This is a genomic window from Microcoleus sp. AT8-B5, from assembly GCF_036705565.1.
Classification (GTDB): Bacteria; Cyanobacteriota; Cyanobacteriia; order Cyanobacteriales; family Microcoleaceae; genus Microcoleus.
The window spans coordinates 38,279-53,970 of the sequence record NZ_JAUBUY010000043.1; the positions used below are offsets into that span (position 1 = coordinate 38,279).

Below are 15,692 nucleotides of genomic sequence, written 5' to 3' on the forward strand. Positions count from 1 at the left end.
TCGATCTAAACTTTAATTTTCTTCATCGTTATCAGATAAAGTATATTCCTCCTCAAAAACTTCTGACCAAGAAAGGGAAGTCAATTGACATTCAACTTTCCTCATTTCGGTGTTAGCCTCTTTCACGGCTGCTTGAAAACATTTATCCCAAATAGATGCAATAAATTCACGATTTAAACTAGGAACTTCTTCCTGAATATCTTCTATTTCTCGGCGTGCGGATAGAATGCTAATAGCCCAGCTAGTAGTTTGTTTTTGAGGTTGAGATTTCCATTTAATAATATGAAGCATTAAACGAATTAACTGGCTTTTTAATGCTCGTTTTTCGGTTCTTCCCATTGCTTCAATTAAAGATTCTAAACCTGCCGTTGCTTCCATAGATTTTCCTTCTTTGAGAAGTGTCTGGACTGTGACAGCCGTTTGATAATGAGAACACACTGCTAACCAGTCCCAATCTTGTTTAGTCAGCATTGCCCTATCCTTGAAATTGCTTATATTCCTAAATTTATCATAGCGATCGCCCCTCAACTGGGTTCTCCCACCCCCCAACAGCCCAACAATACTTAATAAAAACTTTATAAAACTTACCATATTCGCATAGATTAGAGTTATCCTAGAAAATCCAGCAATCCTGCAAAGCGTCAACCTTCTCGTCACTTATCCAGTGGTTCGATGACTCAAACCCAAAGCACCAAAACCGCCACCGCACCAGCAATTTATTCCTTGACAATTGCTCCCGCCTGTGTATTGCGAGGTCGATCGGCGATCGCACAAGCCGGAGATGCGATCGCCCGTTTCGGAAAGCGGCCGCTAATCGTCGGCGGCAGCAACTCCCTCGCCGCCGCCCAACCCTACCTGCAACCAGTCCTCGAACAGCAGCAGTTAAAATCCGCCGAAACAGCATACGGCAAGGATTGCAGCGAAACCAGCCTCGAAACCCTCCGCGAAGCAGCCAAAACCCATCAAGCCGACTTCATCATCGGAGTTGGCGGCGGCAAAGCCTTAGACGCAGCCAAACTCGTCGCCCATCAGTGCAAAATCCCGATCGTCACCATACCCACATCAGCAGCCACCTGTGCCGCTTGGACAGCCCTTTCTAACATTTATTCAGAACAAGGTGCATTCCAATACGATGTCACATTAGCCAGATGTCCAGACTTATTAATACTCGATTACGGTTTGATTCAAACCGCACCGCAGCGGACATTAGTAGCAGGAATTGGAGATGCGATCGCCAAATGGTACGAAGCATCAGTCAGCAGCGGACACTCTGAACAAACCCTGATAATTTCCGCCGTTCAACAAGCTAGAATACTGCGCGATATTTTATTCCAAAAATCAGCCGCCGCCCTCAAAGAACCCGGTAGCGAAACCTGGCAAGAAGTCACAGATGCAGCCGTATTGCTAGCAGGAGTAATCGGCGGAATTGGCGGCGCCCAATGTCGCACCGTCGCCGCCCACGCCGTCCACAACGGCCTAACTCATCTATTAGCAAGTCACGGCACATTGCACGGCGAAAAAGTCGCCTATGGCATTTTAGTACAACTGCGACTAGAAGAAATGCTGCAAAACAATCAACTCGCCGCTAGCGCCAGACAGCAACTGCTAAAATTCTACGCCGAGATTGGATTGCCCCAAACTTTAGACAACCTCGGACTCGGAGACATTACCATCACAGAATTGCAGCGCGCCGCCGACATAGCCTGCAATCCCAATTCCGACATCCACCGACTGCCTTTTAAAGTTGTTCCCCAACAATTAATGGCAGCGATGGTTTCTACCACCGCACCTGTGGGAGAATTAAAGATTAAGAATTAAAACAGTTTGTAGTAAGGACTAAAGTCCTGAAAAGGCTGTGCTAGCAAGGACGAAAGTCCTTACTACAAACCAGGAAAACTGACAACTGACAAAAAATAAATGACCTTGGATTGGATTACCCCTGCTGACAGGTTGCAAAAACTACCGCCCTACGTATTTGCCCGTCTCGACGAACTCAAAGCCCGCGCCCGCGAACAAGGACTCGATTTAATAGACTTAGGAATGGGAAACCCCGACGGGGCGACTCCTCAACCAGTAGTAGAAGCGGCTGTCGCAGCCATCCAAAATTCTGCAAATCACGGCTATCCACCCTTTGAAGGAACTGCCAGTTTCCGCCGTACAATTACTAAATGGTACAGCCGCCGCTACAACGTTGAACTCGATCCAGAAAGCGAAGCATTGCCTTTGTTGGGTTCTAAAGAAGGTTTAGCACATTTTGCGATCGCCTATATCAATCCAGGGGACGTAATATTAGTACCAAGTCCTGCTTATCCCGTATTATTTCGCGGCCCAATCATCGCCGGTGCAAAAGTTCACAACATCATCCTCAAACCAGAAAACGACTGGGTAATTGACTTAGCCGACATTCCCGACAGCGTAGCCGAACAAGCCAAAATACTCTATTTCAATTATCCCAGTAATCCGACTGGAGCAACTGCACCCCGCGAATTTTACAAAGATATTGTTGCTTTCGCACACAAACATCAAATCTTGCTGGTTCACGACTTGTGTTATGCGGAATTAGCCTTTGACGGCTATCAACCGACAAGTTTATTAGAAATTCCCGGCGGTAAAGAAATCGGGGTGGAATTTCACACCATGTCCAAAACCTACAATATGGCCGGCTGGCGCGTCGGTTTTGTAGTAGGAAATAGCAAAATTATTCAAGGTTTGCGGACATTAAAAACTAACCTAGATTACGGTATATTTTCCGCTTTGCAAACAGCAGCAGAAACAGCACTGCAATTGCCGGATAGTTACTTGCACGAAGTGCAGAATCGTTACAGGACTCGCCGGGATTTCATGGTGGAAGGATTGGCAGAATTAGGGTGGAATATTCCTAAACCTCTGGCTGCAATGTATCTTTGGGTTCCCTGCACTCCGGGCATGAGTTCGACTGATTTTGCCCTGAATGTTTTGCAGCAAACGGGTGTTGTGGTGACTCCTGGCAATGCTTTTGGGCCGGGCGGCGAAGGATATGTGAGAATTAGTTTAATTGCAGATTGCGATCGACTGGGAGAAGCCCTGCGGCGCTTAAAACAAGCAAACATTCGCTATCAATAGTCATTGGTCATTGGTAATTGGCGATCGGTCGCTCACTCTGCATCAACTCATTATTATGTTGAGGATGACACCCATTATCCCCTAAACATAATAATGAGATTAACAAGCTCAGGCGCATATAAATTGTACAGTCAAGTTTGATGAAATTATTGTAGGGTGTCCCGCCCGCCCGAAAAATATAACGCAAGATGCGGGACAGCTTAGTGCGTAGGGTGCCCCGGAGCAGAAAGAAACCTGTTGAAATCGAAATAATCAATCTCCGAGGCACTCTACAAGTTGATTTAAGAGTGACTCTTTATTTTGTGGCAAGCTTTAAAACATCCGTGGATGTACGAGGTGCGATGCCGTGTCTCCTTAGTTATACTTAACCAAGATCATTAAGAAAGCATTTTTGCTATGCCCCTAATTGAATCTAAGTTAAACAACACGCGCAACCTTTTACAAGAATTAGGCAACTCAGTCTCTAGCTTAGTCAACTCGTCCCCGGATGTTTTTGCTGATTCGGGGATTCAATCTTGCCTACAGGATTTTTTAACTGTTTATCAAGAAGCCGTCCAACGCCTAGAAAATCCTAGTTTTCGGATTGCTACTCTGGGCACAACTTCCTCTGGAAAGTCAACGATTGTTAACGCGCTGATTGGTCGAAAAATCGCACCGATTGAAGCCGGAGAAATGAGTGGGGGTGTATTAACCATCAAACATTCTCAAGAACAGAGATTAATGATTGCAGAAACGGAAGATCCTGCTTGGGATGCTGGTGAATGGACAGGCTTAAGTGATGAGGATTTATACCAGCGAATTAGCACCGTGATGCACTCCTATCACGCGGCGCGGAAAAAGCGTGAGTATGTTGCGCCACAAATAACCGCTCATGTTCCTCTTTTACCTGCTTGTGATGCTTCTTTGCTAGGTTTACCCAACGGAATCGGAGTTGAATTGATTGATTTACCGGGATTGAAATCAGTTCAAGACCGGGCTAACTTAGCAACTATCCAAAAGCAAGTTAATAAAGCTTTTAGTTTAGTGGCTTTAGACTATATGCAGGTAGATGATGAGCACAGAAAACGCTTATTAGAAGAATTAAAGAAAGTTGTCGAATATCTACAAGGTCGCACAGATTCGATGATTTTTATCTTAAATCGGGTCGATAACCGAGGAGCCGATGATTTACCCCTATCAGAGCGGATTGATAAGTTAAGAGAAGAAATTAAAGAGGTCTTATCGCTTCCAGAACTTCCTGATGTTCTGCCTTTTAATGCTCGTCTTTTATATTATGCTCAGTGTGCTTGGGGTTCAGGAGCTTTTAACGAACCGTCAGTGATGAGTCAGGAGATACGGTTAAAACTCCTTAAAGCTATGTTTCAAGACTGTGCAGGAGTTATTAAATTAAATACTAAGGAGAACCGCGATTTAAAGAATTGGTTTCGCGATATTGAAGATCGGGTAGAAGACAATGAGGCTATTGATGATGAAACCATGCGGCAAATTCTCCACTATTCTTTAGAATGGAGTGGAGGTAGAGAACTTTGGGATCGTTTCCGTGTGCGGGTTCAAGAATCATTTGCTGAATTGGTAATACTTCCTGCATTGTTGGAAGTATTCCATAATTACGATGCTTTGGCCAAATATCTCGATATTCTGATTCAAAGCAGAAAAATTTACAATCAAAAGCAGGTTAAGCAAGAAAGAGATAACATTGCTAAAAGTCGTCAAAATTTACATGAAAACATAAAAACAATTGGCAAAGAATTTAATGGAGAAATTAAGGAATTCATCGAAAAGCTTAAGAAAAACAACCCTACGACTAACGATCAACTTGTACAAGATGCTGTAAAAAAAGGGCGTAAGGGATTTGAGCCGATTTATGATGCTGTTCGAGAAGTAGAAGGAGATTTAATTAAAGTTTTAATTGTTCCTGTTCTTGATGCTTTTAAAAATAATCAAGGACCTTTTGAACTCAGAGATAAATTAGGGGAAGTGACATCCCCCCCATTAGCTGATGATATTTCTAAAGCCTATGATAATGTTAGTCGAAGACTCACTAAATTTTCTTCAGAGTCAGAATACTTAGTTAAGCGTATACGGGCTGATGATGATAAGGGGAAAAAAGAACTTGAACATGATGAACGCTATGTGCGCTTGTTATATCACACGATGAGAGAAGCTATCTCTGCAAGGGCCGAGTTTGTTCTACAATCAAAAGCAAAACAGTTTGAACAAGCTTTAGAATCATTAGTTGATGAAGAAATTAAGAAACTAAAACTTTTTCTGACCGAGGGGAATTTTTCTTCGATTAATTTTGAAAAAGCCGCCATCAGTAATTTACGCAAAAAGTTAGCTCAGAACGTGCTAATTTTACCAGAAAAATTTTTTGAATTTCCAGATAATAATATCAAACAAAACCGTTCTAAAAAAACAGAAGTAGTGGGACAAAAAACAGAAGACGAAACACGCACCAAAACAGAAGAGGAGAAGTATGAAGAATCTTATCAGGAAGGGTCTTGCTTGAAAACAACAAAAACGAGAACAAAAACACGACCTGTAACTCGTACTTACCAAGAAGCAGTAACTCGTGATATTACCCAAGATGTTGAATACATCGAACTTTTCCTTCCGTCTCCAGGCTTAATGGCAAAACAATGGTCAAGTGGAATTGAGAAAGAGAAAGGGAGTTTGTGGGATATTTTGCGTGAGTGGATTCTCCAACGGTTAGATTATGTTAGCGATATCTTTAAAGAATCCGTTGATGAGATTACCAATCTAGCTGAACGTGCTTTGCAGCAACAATCAAGTATTATTGAGGGCAATTTTGAGCAAGAAAAACAGTTTTGGCGTGAGTTTGAAGTTAAAAAAGATCATGCAACAGCAGATTGTGAAAAGTTACAAGAGATTTTTCGTCAGTGAAGCAAGTTTTAAACCTAATGAAATTCAGGAGTTGAAAAATGGAAGTTTTATTAATTGTTTTAGGGCTAGTAGGATCAGCAGTAGCACTTTGTCTCAAGAAGCAAGAAGATGAACAATCACAACTGCCAAGTCATAAAGAACCTAGAGAATCTGTTAGTAATTCTCCATCTACGCCAGTTGAAATTCCTCTAGTTCAGGAAAATACTAAACAGGTTTTAATTTTAGTTATTTCTGCCTCACAAGTAGAGTTCCTTGAATCGCTAAAAGACAAAAAGCATATTGATGTTAGTGACGGAGAACTACTTTACCAAATTACTAGATATTTATGGCTAGGATCTGAAACTGAACTTTCTCATAAAATACCTGATATCACTGAGTATTCAGTCGGCAAAGGAGCAGAATCAGAATATAACATTTACTTGGTTGAGATTAAACTCAAGCAAGATGACGAAGGATTTAAGCCTAATGTCAATCAACTCGATAGATATGATGCTTTTCGTAAATTAGCTGATTTAGCAGGTGAGGTTAAACTGTCAGATAGATTGCAAATAGAAGCTTATGAAAACCTTGAAGTTTATAATCGCTAAACAGGAGAAAGTAAAATGCTGATTGATACCACTCTGTTAGTTAACAATCCCGAAATTATCAAGGGTTTACTCGATGGCTCAATGCAACGCTATGGAAGCGTTATTAGATGGGCTGCGGGAACTGTAAATGGTGGTCAAATTGTCCGCCATTTAGCCGAAACTCCCGGACTGACTAGCAAACTGATGACTGTTCCATTTTCTCCCATTTTGGCAGGAATTGATGTTATTGGTCATGGGCTTAACTATCATAAATTAATAGGTGTAGAGCGTAAATTAATCGGTATTGAAAAAACCTTATCCTCAGTGATGGGGCTAAGCCAAATTGCTGCGGGCGCAAGTGTTTTAAACCTTGGTGTCAGTATTGCTGGCTTTGCCTATATGGGCTATAAACTGCACCAAGTACAAAAAACTTTAGGTCATATTCAACAGTCAATGGAAGAAGGCTTTAACCGTGTTGAAGCTGGCTTAAATCGGATTGATAATCGCATGGAAGAAGGATTTAATCGAGTTGAATATAGGTTAAATCGGGTTGATAATGGCTTAGATATTATCTCTGGACAATTGGCATACCTGTATTTATTGGTAGAAGACAGCCACCAAAAGCAAAAAAGCCTCGCGAAAGCTATTTCCAACCTTCATCAAGCCATGCTAATTCAAGAAATAGCTGCTTTAAAAGCTGAACTTGAGGATCGTTCTCGTTTTCCTGATGAATCACCGAGAGCGGCCATTAAAACAGCTTCCAAAGCACGGTTGTTTCTCAGTAATCAAGCAATGCAAGCTTCCCCAGAATTAGATGCTGAAATTATGCTTAATGCTGATGTTTCTATTCAAGGTTGGGCTGTAGCCATAGCAACAGAAGCCAATCTTCTCTTAGAAATAGGGAAACATCAAGAAGCTAAAGAATTACTGGCCTTACAAATCCCCCTATTTAAACAAGTCGCGGAAAGATGGGGTAAGGCACTAATCAATGATGAAAACACTTATCTATCTACTGCTTATCGCTTTACTAATTCTCGGTTTAAAAACCATATTGCCTCAGAACGAGTAGAACGAATTACGGAAATATCACCAAGCGATCGCCCTTTATCTCCTGACCAAATCAGAGGCAAAAAAACTCATGTTGATGTAGAGTTTGAAATGTCCTATAGTTCTGCTAAATTTGATCAAACATGGACACATCGCCAAATTGCTGTAGCTGAATATTTGGATGGGTTGAGTGAACTTTCAGCAAGATTAGAAGGTTTAGAATCGTTTGCAAATCTGTGCGAAAGTAAAGGTGTTAAAAGCAGCCGTGAAATTCTGCCTGGGCCAGACACTGAACCAGGCATATACATACTACCCAGCACATAGGGTAGGGTGCGTCATATCAAATCCGGTAGCCTCGGAATTAATATTACCCACAATCAGGACACGGCAGGGCCCATAAGTGTCAACTTAAGCTTTTTGTGCGCCAGTCATCCCGCCCACCCAGCACTCCGCCAGGGAATGAATTCCCTGTCTAATAGCGAAAGTCCTCTCAAAGAGGACTGAAAAACTCATTAGTCCTCTTTGAGAGGACTTTAGCTTTGAGGCAGGGGTTTCAACCCTTGCCGGACTATCGGTTTTACGTGTTTGTTGACACTAATGGGCAGTGCCGTTTCCCTACAATTAATGGGGGTAGGGAAATGGCACTGCCGTGTCCTCCGTTTCTCTCATCTCTGAGTGTAACTATAACGTTTTAATTTGCTCAATCACCCAATCAAAAGTTTCCATAACTTGCTTGAGGGCAGATTCGTCTTGCAAAGTAAACAAAGCCAGACTCGGCGACCTTCTCTCGCCCGGTTCTGTAGGCAGCGACAGACCGATCGAACTCAGCTTACTTCTCAATTCCAGCCAATTTTGTTCCGCATTAAATGGCGGCTGAGAACCATAATTATGAGCCGAAATCTCCATTCTGCCAGCAATATCTACAGTGAATAACTGATAGGGTTTTCTGCCCTTTTGAGGCAATTGAGCGGCGAAACCGCCGTAGGCATCCCCCGTTCCCCAGTGGATTTGAACTTCGGGTTCTTGAGTTTTTGCCCACAGGTAAATAGCTTTTGCCATTTGCGCCTCGTCCGCGCCTCGTCTAGCTTTGATTTCCGCAAAAAATGAAGATTCATCCCAGCGCCTTCTTTCGCGCGTTGCGCTGGATTTTTTCTGCTGTGCTTCCGCTGTCTGACCGATGACTCTGGGAACCAGCGTTTTCAAACCGTCTTCACTTACATACTGCTTAATTTCCAGGGCCAAAACTTCAACCGGGTCCATTTGTTCGTTGAGAAATTCCACAACTCGGCGCATTTCAGCGGAAATCTCGTCAGCTACAAACACTAAGCGAACTTTACCCGCTTGCAAATTAGTTTTAACCTTCTGCCAAAATCTGTCTTCATTAGCATCCGCGCCAAGAAACTCTTCAAAAACCTGTTCTGGATCGCGACCCCGATCGCGACAATTAGCTTCAAACAGAGAAATTATTGAATCAATCGGCCAGTAAAACAACGCATTAGCAGCATAGTCGATCGACTGGCCCAAAACTTTTTGTCGCAGTTCGGCATTAGGAGTTCGCCGGACATCCACCAAAGTAGGAACTGCATTTTGGTCGAGAAACAAATGATCCAGCGACCACTGCACCGCTGTTTCCTCATCGCTGGGTGCAGCTTCCCGCGAAATTAACAGCCATCTGCGCGCCGTCGCCCGATCGATTTGGTCTCCCGCGATCAAATTAGGATAAGTTACTAGCAAGTCTTGTAACTGGTCTTCCGAGTCGTAGGGCTGTTCCATCATTTCTACCAGCCTGTCGTCGTCCTGAATCAGATAAATACCTCCAGCCATGCCAGCCCACCTACTTAATTTTAGATTTTAGATTTGAGATTTGAGATTTCCGGCTTAGTTATTAGTCTTTAGTCTTCATTCCGCAGCCAATGATATCATGTCCGATCGATTAACCATAATATCCCCGTCGGGGCTGGTTTGTGAGACAGGGTAAACGCATCTTAACTTTTACCCAAAATATGATACAATTAAATCCGACTAATTTTTCATGTAGTTTATTGTAGTTTATTGATGCTATCAATGGCAAGAGGTTTTAGTAAAGCTGTAACTTCCCAACAAAAATAAACAGATTCATTACCACCTTCAATGAATCTTTTAAATACCCTTTTTTTAGAGCATTTTCCCAACTATAAAAATTCAAGAATAGAAAGAAGTAAAGAACACTTACTTAAAGATATTAGATCGACGATGGCGATTCTAGCTGTCCAGACGCGGTGCAGACGGATGGGTGGCAATAGAAGCCTAGGTAATGCCAAATATCAATGCTTAAAAAGCTTTCTATAATTACCGAATAGCCTACCATCTCATGACACATTTAGTCGGCTATTTTCCCGAAGTGAACCACAATAGTTTCAAGAATGTTTTTTGACTTGGGTAAATGCCATAGTCGGGGAATTAGAACTAAACGCGATCGCCCTTCATTGATGGCGAAACAATAAAACAATTATATGACCGAAATAGCCAGCCAAAAGCGATATATATAGTTACAAGCTAGTCTTCATTTCATCAATTGGTTTTAGAAAAAAAAAACATAAAAAATCTAATGGAATGACCAAGAATTTCTTGATGCTACCCGCCACGTGATTTATCCGTGCAATCAATCCAAAATCTAAAATCGAAAATCCTCAAGCCCCCGAATTTATCCGTGGGGTAAAGCCAAAATCTAAAATCTAAAATCTAATGACAGCGATTGCGGAATTAATAGAAATGTTATAAATTGCCGGAAGTGTAATAACTATAGATGATCGGCTGTTATCAAAAAAATATAATATCTCTGATTTTCAAGAAAAAAGAAGATTATATTTTAGCTTTCAAAGGCAATCAACAACTTTTATACAAAGCCGTGAAAGAGTGGTTTGAAGTAGCTCAAGAAGCAGATTATTTAGGAAAAAAGTATGATTATTATGAACATGAACAAGTAGAAGCAGGACATCACCGAGTGTAACAAAGACAAGTCGGGAATGTGGATTTATCCGAGTTACCACCTCTGCATAATCAAGCATTATGGACGGGATCAAAAACAGTTGTCATGATAGTTAGTGAACAAAGATTGTAGAATAAAACCACCACATAAGCTCGTTTTTACGCTTAGTAGTTTCAGCAGTAATGCTGAGACAATGGCTGGGGCGAGCCGCAGTCACTGGGGCATTAAAAATAGCTTATATTGGACGCTTGATGTTACATTTTGTGAATATAAAAGCTGGATTATGAAACAGAACTCTCCCGTAAATTTTGCACTTCAATCGGAGGCTAGCCATAAATATACTGCAACAAGAAAAAACTTCCGGCACAAAGTCTAAAAATGAAACGCTATCGAGCGGGAAGGGATAATTATTGATTTCAAATTTTAAACTTTGCCAGCTAACGCTTAAAAGATAACACCCATCTCTTGTGAAATCTATCCTGATTTTTAAATTTTATAAATTCTTAAAATTTTGATTGAATCTGCTTCACTGGGGTTAAACTTAAGAATTTTCCGATTTTTTTTTTAGTTATTTAGTAATGCAAAAACTCACTTTTTTGTCAAATTAAATTAATTTAGATACGTTTACCATATTCTCAGTATAATTTTTATGACAATTTGTGTAATATCTCAACTTATTAAATCACAAAAATATCTGTAAGTGAATATATAATTGCTTTTACACCGCCTAATTTTTATATTTTATAGTTAATTTTTATAAGATTATTAACTTTTTGAAATACTAGGTTCTGTAGAGCAGGAATTAACAACCGAATCAAGTTGATTAAGCGGCAAGCTTATGGATTTGTCAACTTTGATAACTTTCTGGCGAGGCTATTAGCTTGCTTTTCTGATTAGTTTTGCCGATCGTGTTGACTCCAGAAGAACTGAATAAGCTAGAGGCAGTCTAACACCGAAAAGCGTAGCTCCATAGAAGTTACAATATAAAGATATTGTGAACTTACCTTGAGTGTCGCTAAAATATTAAAATAACAGCTCGCGAGTGGAATTTAAGAGGTAAGACTTGAAACAAGTTGGATTAGTGGCGATCGGACGCAATGAAGGGCCGCGCCTGCGCCAGTGCCTAGTATCGGCCACAGACAAAGTTGCCCGCGTCGTGTATGTCGATTCCGGATCAACAGACGGTAGCCTAGAGTTAGCCCGATCGATCGGAGCCGATACAGTAGAACTAAACTTATCTATACCGTTTACTGCAGCACGCGCCAGAAACGAAGGCTTTGCTCGCTTGCTGAAACTATCACCAGACATCGAATTTGTCCAATTTGTAGACGGCGACTGCGAATTGGTTGACGGATGGATCGAACTCGCCCAGCAAGAACTCACAGCCAAACCCGACGTAGCCGTAGTGTGCGGGCGCCGGCGCGAAAGATTTCCCAACGCCACAGCATACAACCGACTCTGCGACATCGAGTGGGACACGCCTGTCGGCGAAGCCAAAGCCTGCGGCGGCGACTCGATGATGCGCGTCGCGGCGTTCGAGCAAGTCGGCGGTTTCAACCCTGCACTCATTGCTGGCGAAGAACCGGAACTCTGCGTGCGGCTGCGTCAAAACGGCTGGAAAATCGAGCGATTAGATGCAGAAATGACCCTGCACGACGCCCAAATGACAAGTTTTACCCAGTGGTGGAAACGTTCTCAAAGAGCCGGTCACGCCTACGCCGAGGGTTCCTGGCTGCACGGAAACACCCCCGATCGCCACTGGGTCAAAGAGACCACCAGCATCTGGTTCTGGGGATTCGTTCTGCCTGTGCTAGCATTGGGCACAGCCTGGTTCACCCACGGGTGGAGCCTGTGGTTGCTCGCCACCTACCCGATACTTACCTACCGAATTTACCGCCGGATGTTGCAGCGGAATTTGCCAGCCAAGGATTCTGGTCTTTATGCTATATCTTGTGCGATCGGGAGATTTCCCCAATTGCAAGGTCAGATTCAGTTTCATCAGCGTCGCTTGCTGGGACAGCGCAGCAACTTGATCGAATACAAGAGATCAAGCCCATCAATGGAGCAAGTTAGAATTAGTGCTAAGTCTACTAAGTAGGTTAGCCACCATCAACTTAACAGGTTTTTTCTGGAACGTACTTCTCCCCTGTAATCCCGATTCCCGTGTAGAGGCGGGTTTTCTCCCCAACCTCTACACCCGACACCGGAACCTCAAAAAACCTGCAACCGATCGAGTAATTTCTTCAAAACTAAACTGACAAAGATCGATTTATAAACAAAGGTATCCAACCAATGAACAACCAAAAATTGTAATTGCTCAACTAGGGGAAAAAAGGGAGCCATCAGTAGAGAGAGCTTGTTGAATGGATTGATAAGCAGTTAAACCCGGACGCTTGCCAGTATTAACAACTGAACGAACGGCAGCAAACAAATCTCGCCCCCATTCCGAACGGAAGCCATTGGTCACACGGCGAAATATCACACTCATCCGAATCGCCTGTTCACTACTATTATTCGTGGGTGGAATTGTCGCATCTTCCAGAAATAGAAATAAATTGTCAATCAGCCCACCGTAACGTTTTCGTAACCGTATACCATCCGGATGCTGTGGTGCTAAATCCAAAATTTTGGTTAATCTTTCCTGTAAATTTATTCGATATCTCAAGAGTCTAGTATCATCCATATTCTCCCGTTGCCGATGGATGATAAAAGCCCTTAATAATAACCTCTTCATCGCTGGGGCAAAAATTCTGGCAAGAGCATCAATCGCATATTGGCAATCCCGCAGTTGATGTGCACTCACACACTTGCCATTGTGGTGCTGGGTGATTTTTTTGAGCGCGGGAGAAATCTGACACCCAGATATCGGGACGATGTTCTGCGAGAACTTCGTTAGGAATGATATCAAATCCGGTAGCATCGTCCTGTATTCATCTCTGTATTCTCTCCCTCTGCGTTCTCTGCGCCCTCTGCGGTTAAATCATTCCGATGCAACCGGAAACGATATGAGAATTAAATAACTTAGAATGCGTGATGGTTCTTGTGGGATGGGCGTCCCGCCCGTCCAGAAAGGGCGGGATCTTAGGCCCAACCCACTTTCAAGAGTGTAAATTATTTAATTCGCGATCCTAAGTTATTTATTTTCTATTGCTCAGCGGAAATCTCGTCAGCTACAAACACTAAGCGAACTTTACCCGCTTGCAAATGAGTTTTAACCTTCTGCCAAAATAGGTCTTCATTAGCATCCGCACCGAGAAACTCTTCAAAAATCTGTTCAGGATCGCGACCCCGATCGCGACAATTAGCTTCAAACAGAGCAATAATTGAATCGATCGGCCAGTAAACCAACGCATTAGCAGCATAGTCGATCGACTGGCCCAAAACTTTTTGTCGCAGTTCGGCATTAGGAGTTCGCCGGACATCCACCAAAGTAGGAACTGCATTTTGGTCGAGAAACAAATGATCCAGCGACCACTGCACCGCTGTTTCCTCATCGCTGGGTGCAGCTTCCCGCGAAATTAACAGCCATCTGCGCGCCGTCGCCCGATCGATTTGGTCTCCCGCGATCAAATTAGGATAAGTTACTAGCAAGTCTTGTAACTGGTCTTCCGAGTCGTAGGGCTGTTCCATCATTTCTACCAGCCTGTTGTCGTCCTGAATCAGATAAATACCTCCAGCCCTGCCAGCCCACCTACTTAATTTTAGATTTGAGATTTGAGATTTGAGATTTCCGGCTTAGTTATTAGCCTTCAGTCTTCAGTCCGCAGCCAATGATTTGTGAAGGCGGAAGGCATTGGTCAGAATTCAATAAAAATTTTGAAGTCAATAATTTTTATTGCTTGTTAATTCAACAAAAAATCCCTTCTGACCAGTGACTGATGACTAATAACTAATGACTAATAACTAATGACTAATCACTCATACAACCAGTAAATACTCGCTGTGCCGGCCCGGTCATGTAAATGCGCCCAGAAACTTCTGCCCATTCGATTTCCAAAACGCCGCCGGGGAGCTCAACAGCAGTTGCCCGATCGCACTTTCCTACCAACACCCCAGCTACCACAGCAGCACAAGCACCAGTCCCACAAGCTAGAGTAACACCCGCGCCTCTTTCCCACACCCGCATTTTTACATAGTCTGAACGTACCACTTGAATAAATTCCGTATTGGTACGCTGCGGGAATGCTTTGTTGTGCTCGAATTGAGGCCCGACAGTTTCTAAAGCAACAGCCGCAACATCCTCTACAAAAGTAATGCAGTGAGGATTACCCATGCTGACACAGGTAACAGACCAAGATTTATCAGCAACTTCGATCGGCACATCTATAGCTTTGGCATCCGGTGCGGCCAAAGTTGTCGGAATTTCCGCAGCCAGCAGCCGGGGAACCCCCATATCCACCTTAACCTGACCGTCCGATCGCAATTCCGGGCTAATCACACCAGCCAGAGTGTGGATGCGGTACTGAGTTTTCGCCTCTGACCCGTCCAAATCCGCGATAAACTTAGCCAAACAGCGAATCCCGTTGCCGCACATTTCTGGTTCCGAACCGTCGGAGTTAAAAATCCGCATCGTATAGTCAGTGTCATTTTGACCCGGAAGAGCAAATATCACACCGTCTGCACCAATCCCGAAATGTCGATCGCACAAATCCACAGCTTGTTCTGGCGCGATCACCGGTTCTGACGAGTGGCGGTTGTCAATCAGAATAAAATCATTTCCCAGTCCGTGATACTTCGCAAACTCGATCGGCATAAAAACAAACCTCTTTTGGTTAAAACTGATTAGATAATTTGCGGACCAAATTACCCATTTCTCAGTATTATAAAACTTTATGCAATTTATAGTCCTTTCTCGTGCAACATAAACAAATATAATATTTATAACTCCCCAGCGATATTTAATACTAATTCTCAAAAGTCATGCAACAGTAGCTGTAGGGTGCGTCGCCACCATTAAATTCTAAAAAAGAGCGACCATCTCCAAGCGACGCACCTTAGCTGAAGCGCGATCGTAAACCAACCACAAACTAATACAGCGGATTCCAGGTTTATAAAGTACACCCCAGAAACCGGGTTTCTTCTGGATTTCTCGCCAGAAACCGGTT

11 protein-coding genes and 2 pseudogenes are annotated in these 15,692 nt (G+C 42.9%); 8 read left to right on the forward strand and 5 right to left on the reverse strand.

The window, feature by feature from the left end:
* Nucleotides 1-12: 12 nt before the first annotated feature.
* Nucleotides 13-471, reverse strand: coding sequence for a DUF29 domain-containing protein (locus tag QUB39_RS23540; RefSeq protein ID WP_333057277.1), 459 nt, complete (start codon nt 469-471; stop codon nt 13-15).
* 201 nt (nt 472-672) lie between these two features.
* Between QUB39_RS23540 and QUB39_RS23545 the strand changes: the two genes are divergently transcribed.
* The 5 genes from QUB39_RS23545 (at nt 673) to QUB39_RS23565 (ending at nt 7,943) form a co-directional block, all read left to right on the forward strand.
* Nucleotides 673-1,818, forward strand: a complete 1,146-nt coding sequence (locus QUB39_RS23545; protein WP_333057278.1) for an iron-containing alcohol dehydrogenase family protein — start codon at nt 673-675, stop codon at nt 1,816-1,818.
* 99 nt (nt 1,819-1,917) lie between these two features.
* Nucleotides 1,918-3,102, forward strand: coding sequence for an aspartate aminotransferase (locus QUB39_RS23550; protein WP_333057279.1), 1,185 nt, complete (start codon nt 1,918-1,920; stop codon nt 3,100-3,102).
* 396 nt (nt 3,103-3,498) lie between these two features.
* Nucleotides 3,499-6,006, forward strand: a complete 2,508-nt coding sequence (locus tag QUB39_RS23555) for a dynamin family protein (RefSeq protein WP_333211157.1) — start codon at nt 3,499-3,501, stop codon at nt 6,004-6,006.
* Nucleotides 6,007-6,044: 38 nt separating this feature from the next.
* The gene (locus tag QUB39_RS23560) at nt 6,045-6,593 is read left to right on the forward strand and encodes a hypothetical protein (RefSeq protein WP_333211159.1); all 549 of its coding nucleotides are present in this window, start codon (nt 6,045-6,047) and stop codon (nt 6,591-6,593) included.
* Nucleotides 6,594-6,608: 15 nt separating this feature from the next.
* The gene (locus tag QUB39_RS23565; RefSeq protein WP_333211161.1) at nt 6,609-7,943 is read left to right on the forward strand and encodes a hypothetical protein; all 1,335 of its coding nucleotides are present in this window, start codon (nt 6,609-6,611) and stop codon (nt 7,941-7,943) included.
* A 357-nt stretch (nt 7,944-8,300) separates the two neighbouring features.
* On the opposite strand, the gene QUB39_RS23570 is transcribed toward QUB39_RS23565, so the two are convergent.
* Nucleotides 8,301-9,443, reverse strand: a complete 1,143-nt coding sequence (locus QUB39_RS23570; RefSeq protein WP_333211163.1) for a hypothetical protein — start codon at nt 9,441-9,443, stop codon at nt 8,301-8,303.
* 961 nt (nt 9,444-10,404) lie between these two features.
* On the opposite strand from QUB39_RS23570, the gene QUB39_RS23575 reads away from it, so the two are divergent.
* From QUB39_RS23575 to QUB39_RS23585, 3 genes and pseudogenes are all read left to right on the forward strand, one after another.
* Nucleotides 10,405-10,608 carry a hypothetical protein gene (locus tag QUB39_RS23575; RefSeq protein ID WP_333057284.1) on the forward strand — a complete coding sequence of 68 codons (204 nt, stop codon included), beginning with the start codon at nt 10,405-10,407 and terminating at the stop codon, nt 10,606-10,608.
* Nucleotides 10,609-11,385: 777 nt separating this feature from the next.
* Nucleotides 11,386-11,484: pseudogene (locus tag QUB39_RS23580) on the forward strand (transposase); the annotation flags it as partial.
* 166 nt (nt 11,485-11,650) lie between these two features.
* Nucleotides 11,651-12,685: a glycosyltransferase family 2 protein gene (locus QUB39_RS23585; RefSeq protein ID WP_333057286.1), complete on the forward strand. Its 1,035-nt coding sequence runs from the start codon at nt 11,651-11,653 to the stop codon at nt 12,683-12,685.
* Nucleotides 12,686-12,904: 219 nt separating this feature from the next.
* Here QUB39_RS23585 and QUB39_RS23590 read toward each other — a convergent pair whose 3' ends face one another.
* The 3 genes and pseudogenes from QUB39_RS23590 to dapF all read right to left on the reverse strand — a co-directional run bounded on the left by QUB39_RS23590 (nt 12,905) and on the right by dapF (nt 15,340).
* Nucleotides 12,905-13,390: an IS66 family transposase gene (locus QUB39_RS23590; RefSeq protein WP_333057287.1), complete on the reverse strand. Its 486-nt coding sequence runs from the start codon at nt 13,388-13,390 to the stop codon at nt 12,905-12,907.
* A gap of 347 nt (nt 13,391-13,737) precedes the next feature.
* Nucleotides 13,738-14,220, reverse strand: a pseudogene (locus QUB39_RS23595) (hypothetical protein); the annotation flags it as partial.
* A gap of 277 nt (nt 14,221-14,497) precedes the next feature.
* Nucleotides 14,498-15,340 (reverse strand): diaminopimelate epimerase, encoded by an 843-nt coding sequence (gene dapF / locus QUB39_RS23600; protein ID WP_333233848.1) that lies wholly within the window; start codon nt 15,338-15,340, stop codon nt 14,498-14,500.
* Nucleotides 15,341-15,692: the final 352 nt, after the last annotated feature.

Coding starts and splice junctions, on each gene's coding strand:
- QUB39_RS23540 (WP_333057277.1), bottom strand. CDS start 471: ATGCTGACTAAACAAGATTGGGACTGGTTAGCAGTGTGTTCTCATTAT.
- dapF (WP_333233848.1), bottom strand. CDS start 15,340: ATGCCGATCGAGTTTGCGAAGTATCACGGACTGGGAAATGATTTTATT.
- QUB39_RS23545 (WP_333057278.1), top strand. CDS start 673: ATGACTCAAACCCAAAGCACCAAAACCGCCACCGCACCAGCAATTTAT.
- QUB39_RS23575 (WP_333057284.1), top strand. CDS start 10,405: ATGATCGGCTGTTATCAAAAAAATATAATATCTCTGATTTTCAAGAAA.
- QUB39_RS23555 (WP_333211157.1), top strand. CDS start 3,499: ATGCCCCTAATTGAATCTAAGTTAAACAACACGCGCAACCTTTTACAA.
- QUB39_RS23550 (WP_333057279.1), top strand. CDS start 1,918: ATGACCTTGGATTGGATTACCCCTGCTGACAGGTTGCAAAAACTACCG.
- QUB39_RS23565 (WP_333211161.1), top strand. CDS start 6,609: ATGCTGATTGATACCACTCTGTTAGTTAACAATCCCGAAATTATCAAG.
- QUB39_RS23570 (WP_333211163.1), bottom strand. CDS start 9,443: ATGGCTGGAGGTATTTATCTGATTCAGGACGACGACAGGCTGGTAGAA.
- QUB39_RS23560 (WP_333211159.1), top strand. CDS start 6,045: ATGGAAGTTTTATTAATTGTTTTAGGGCTAGTAGGATCAGCAGTAGCA.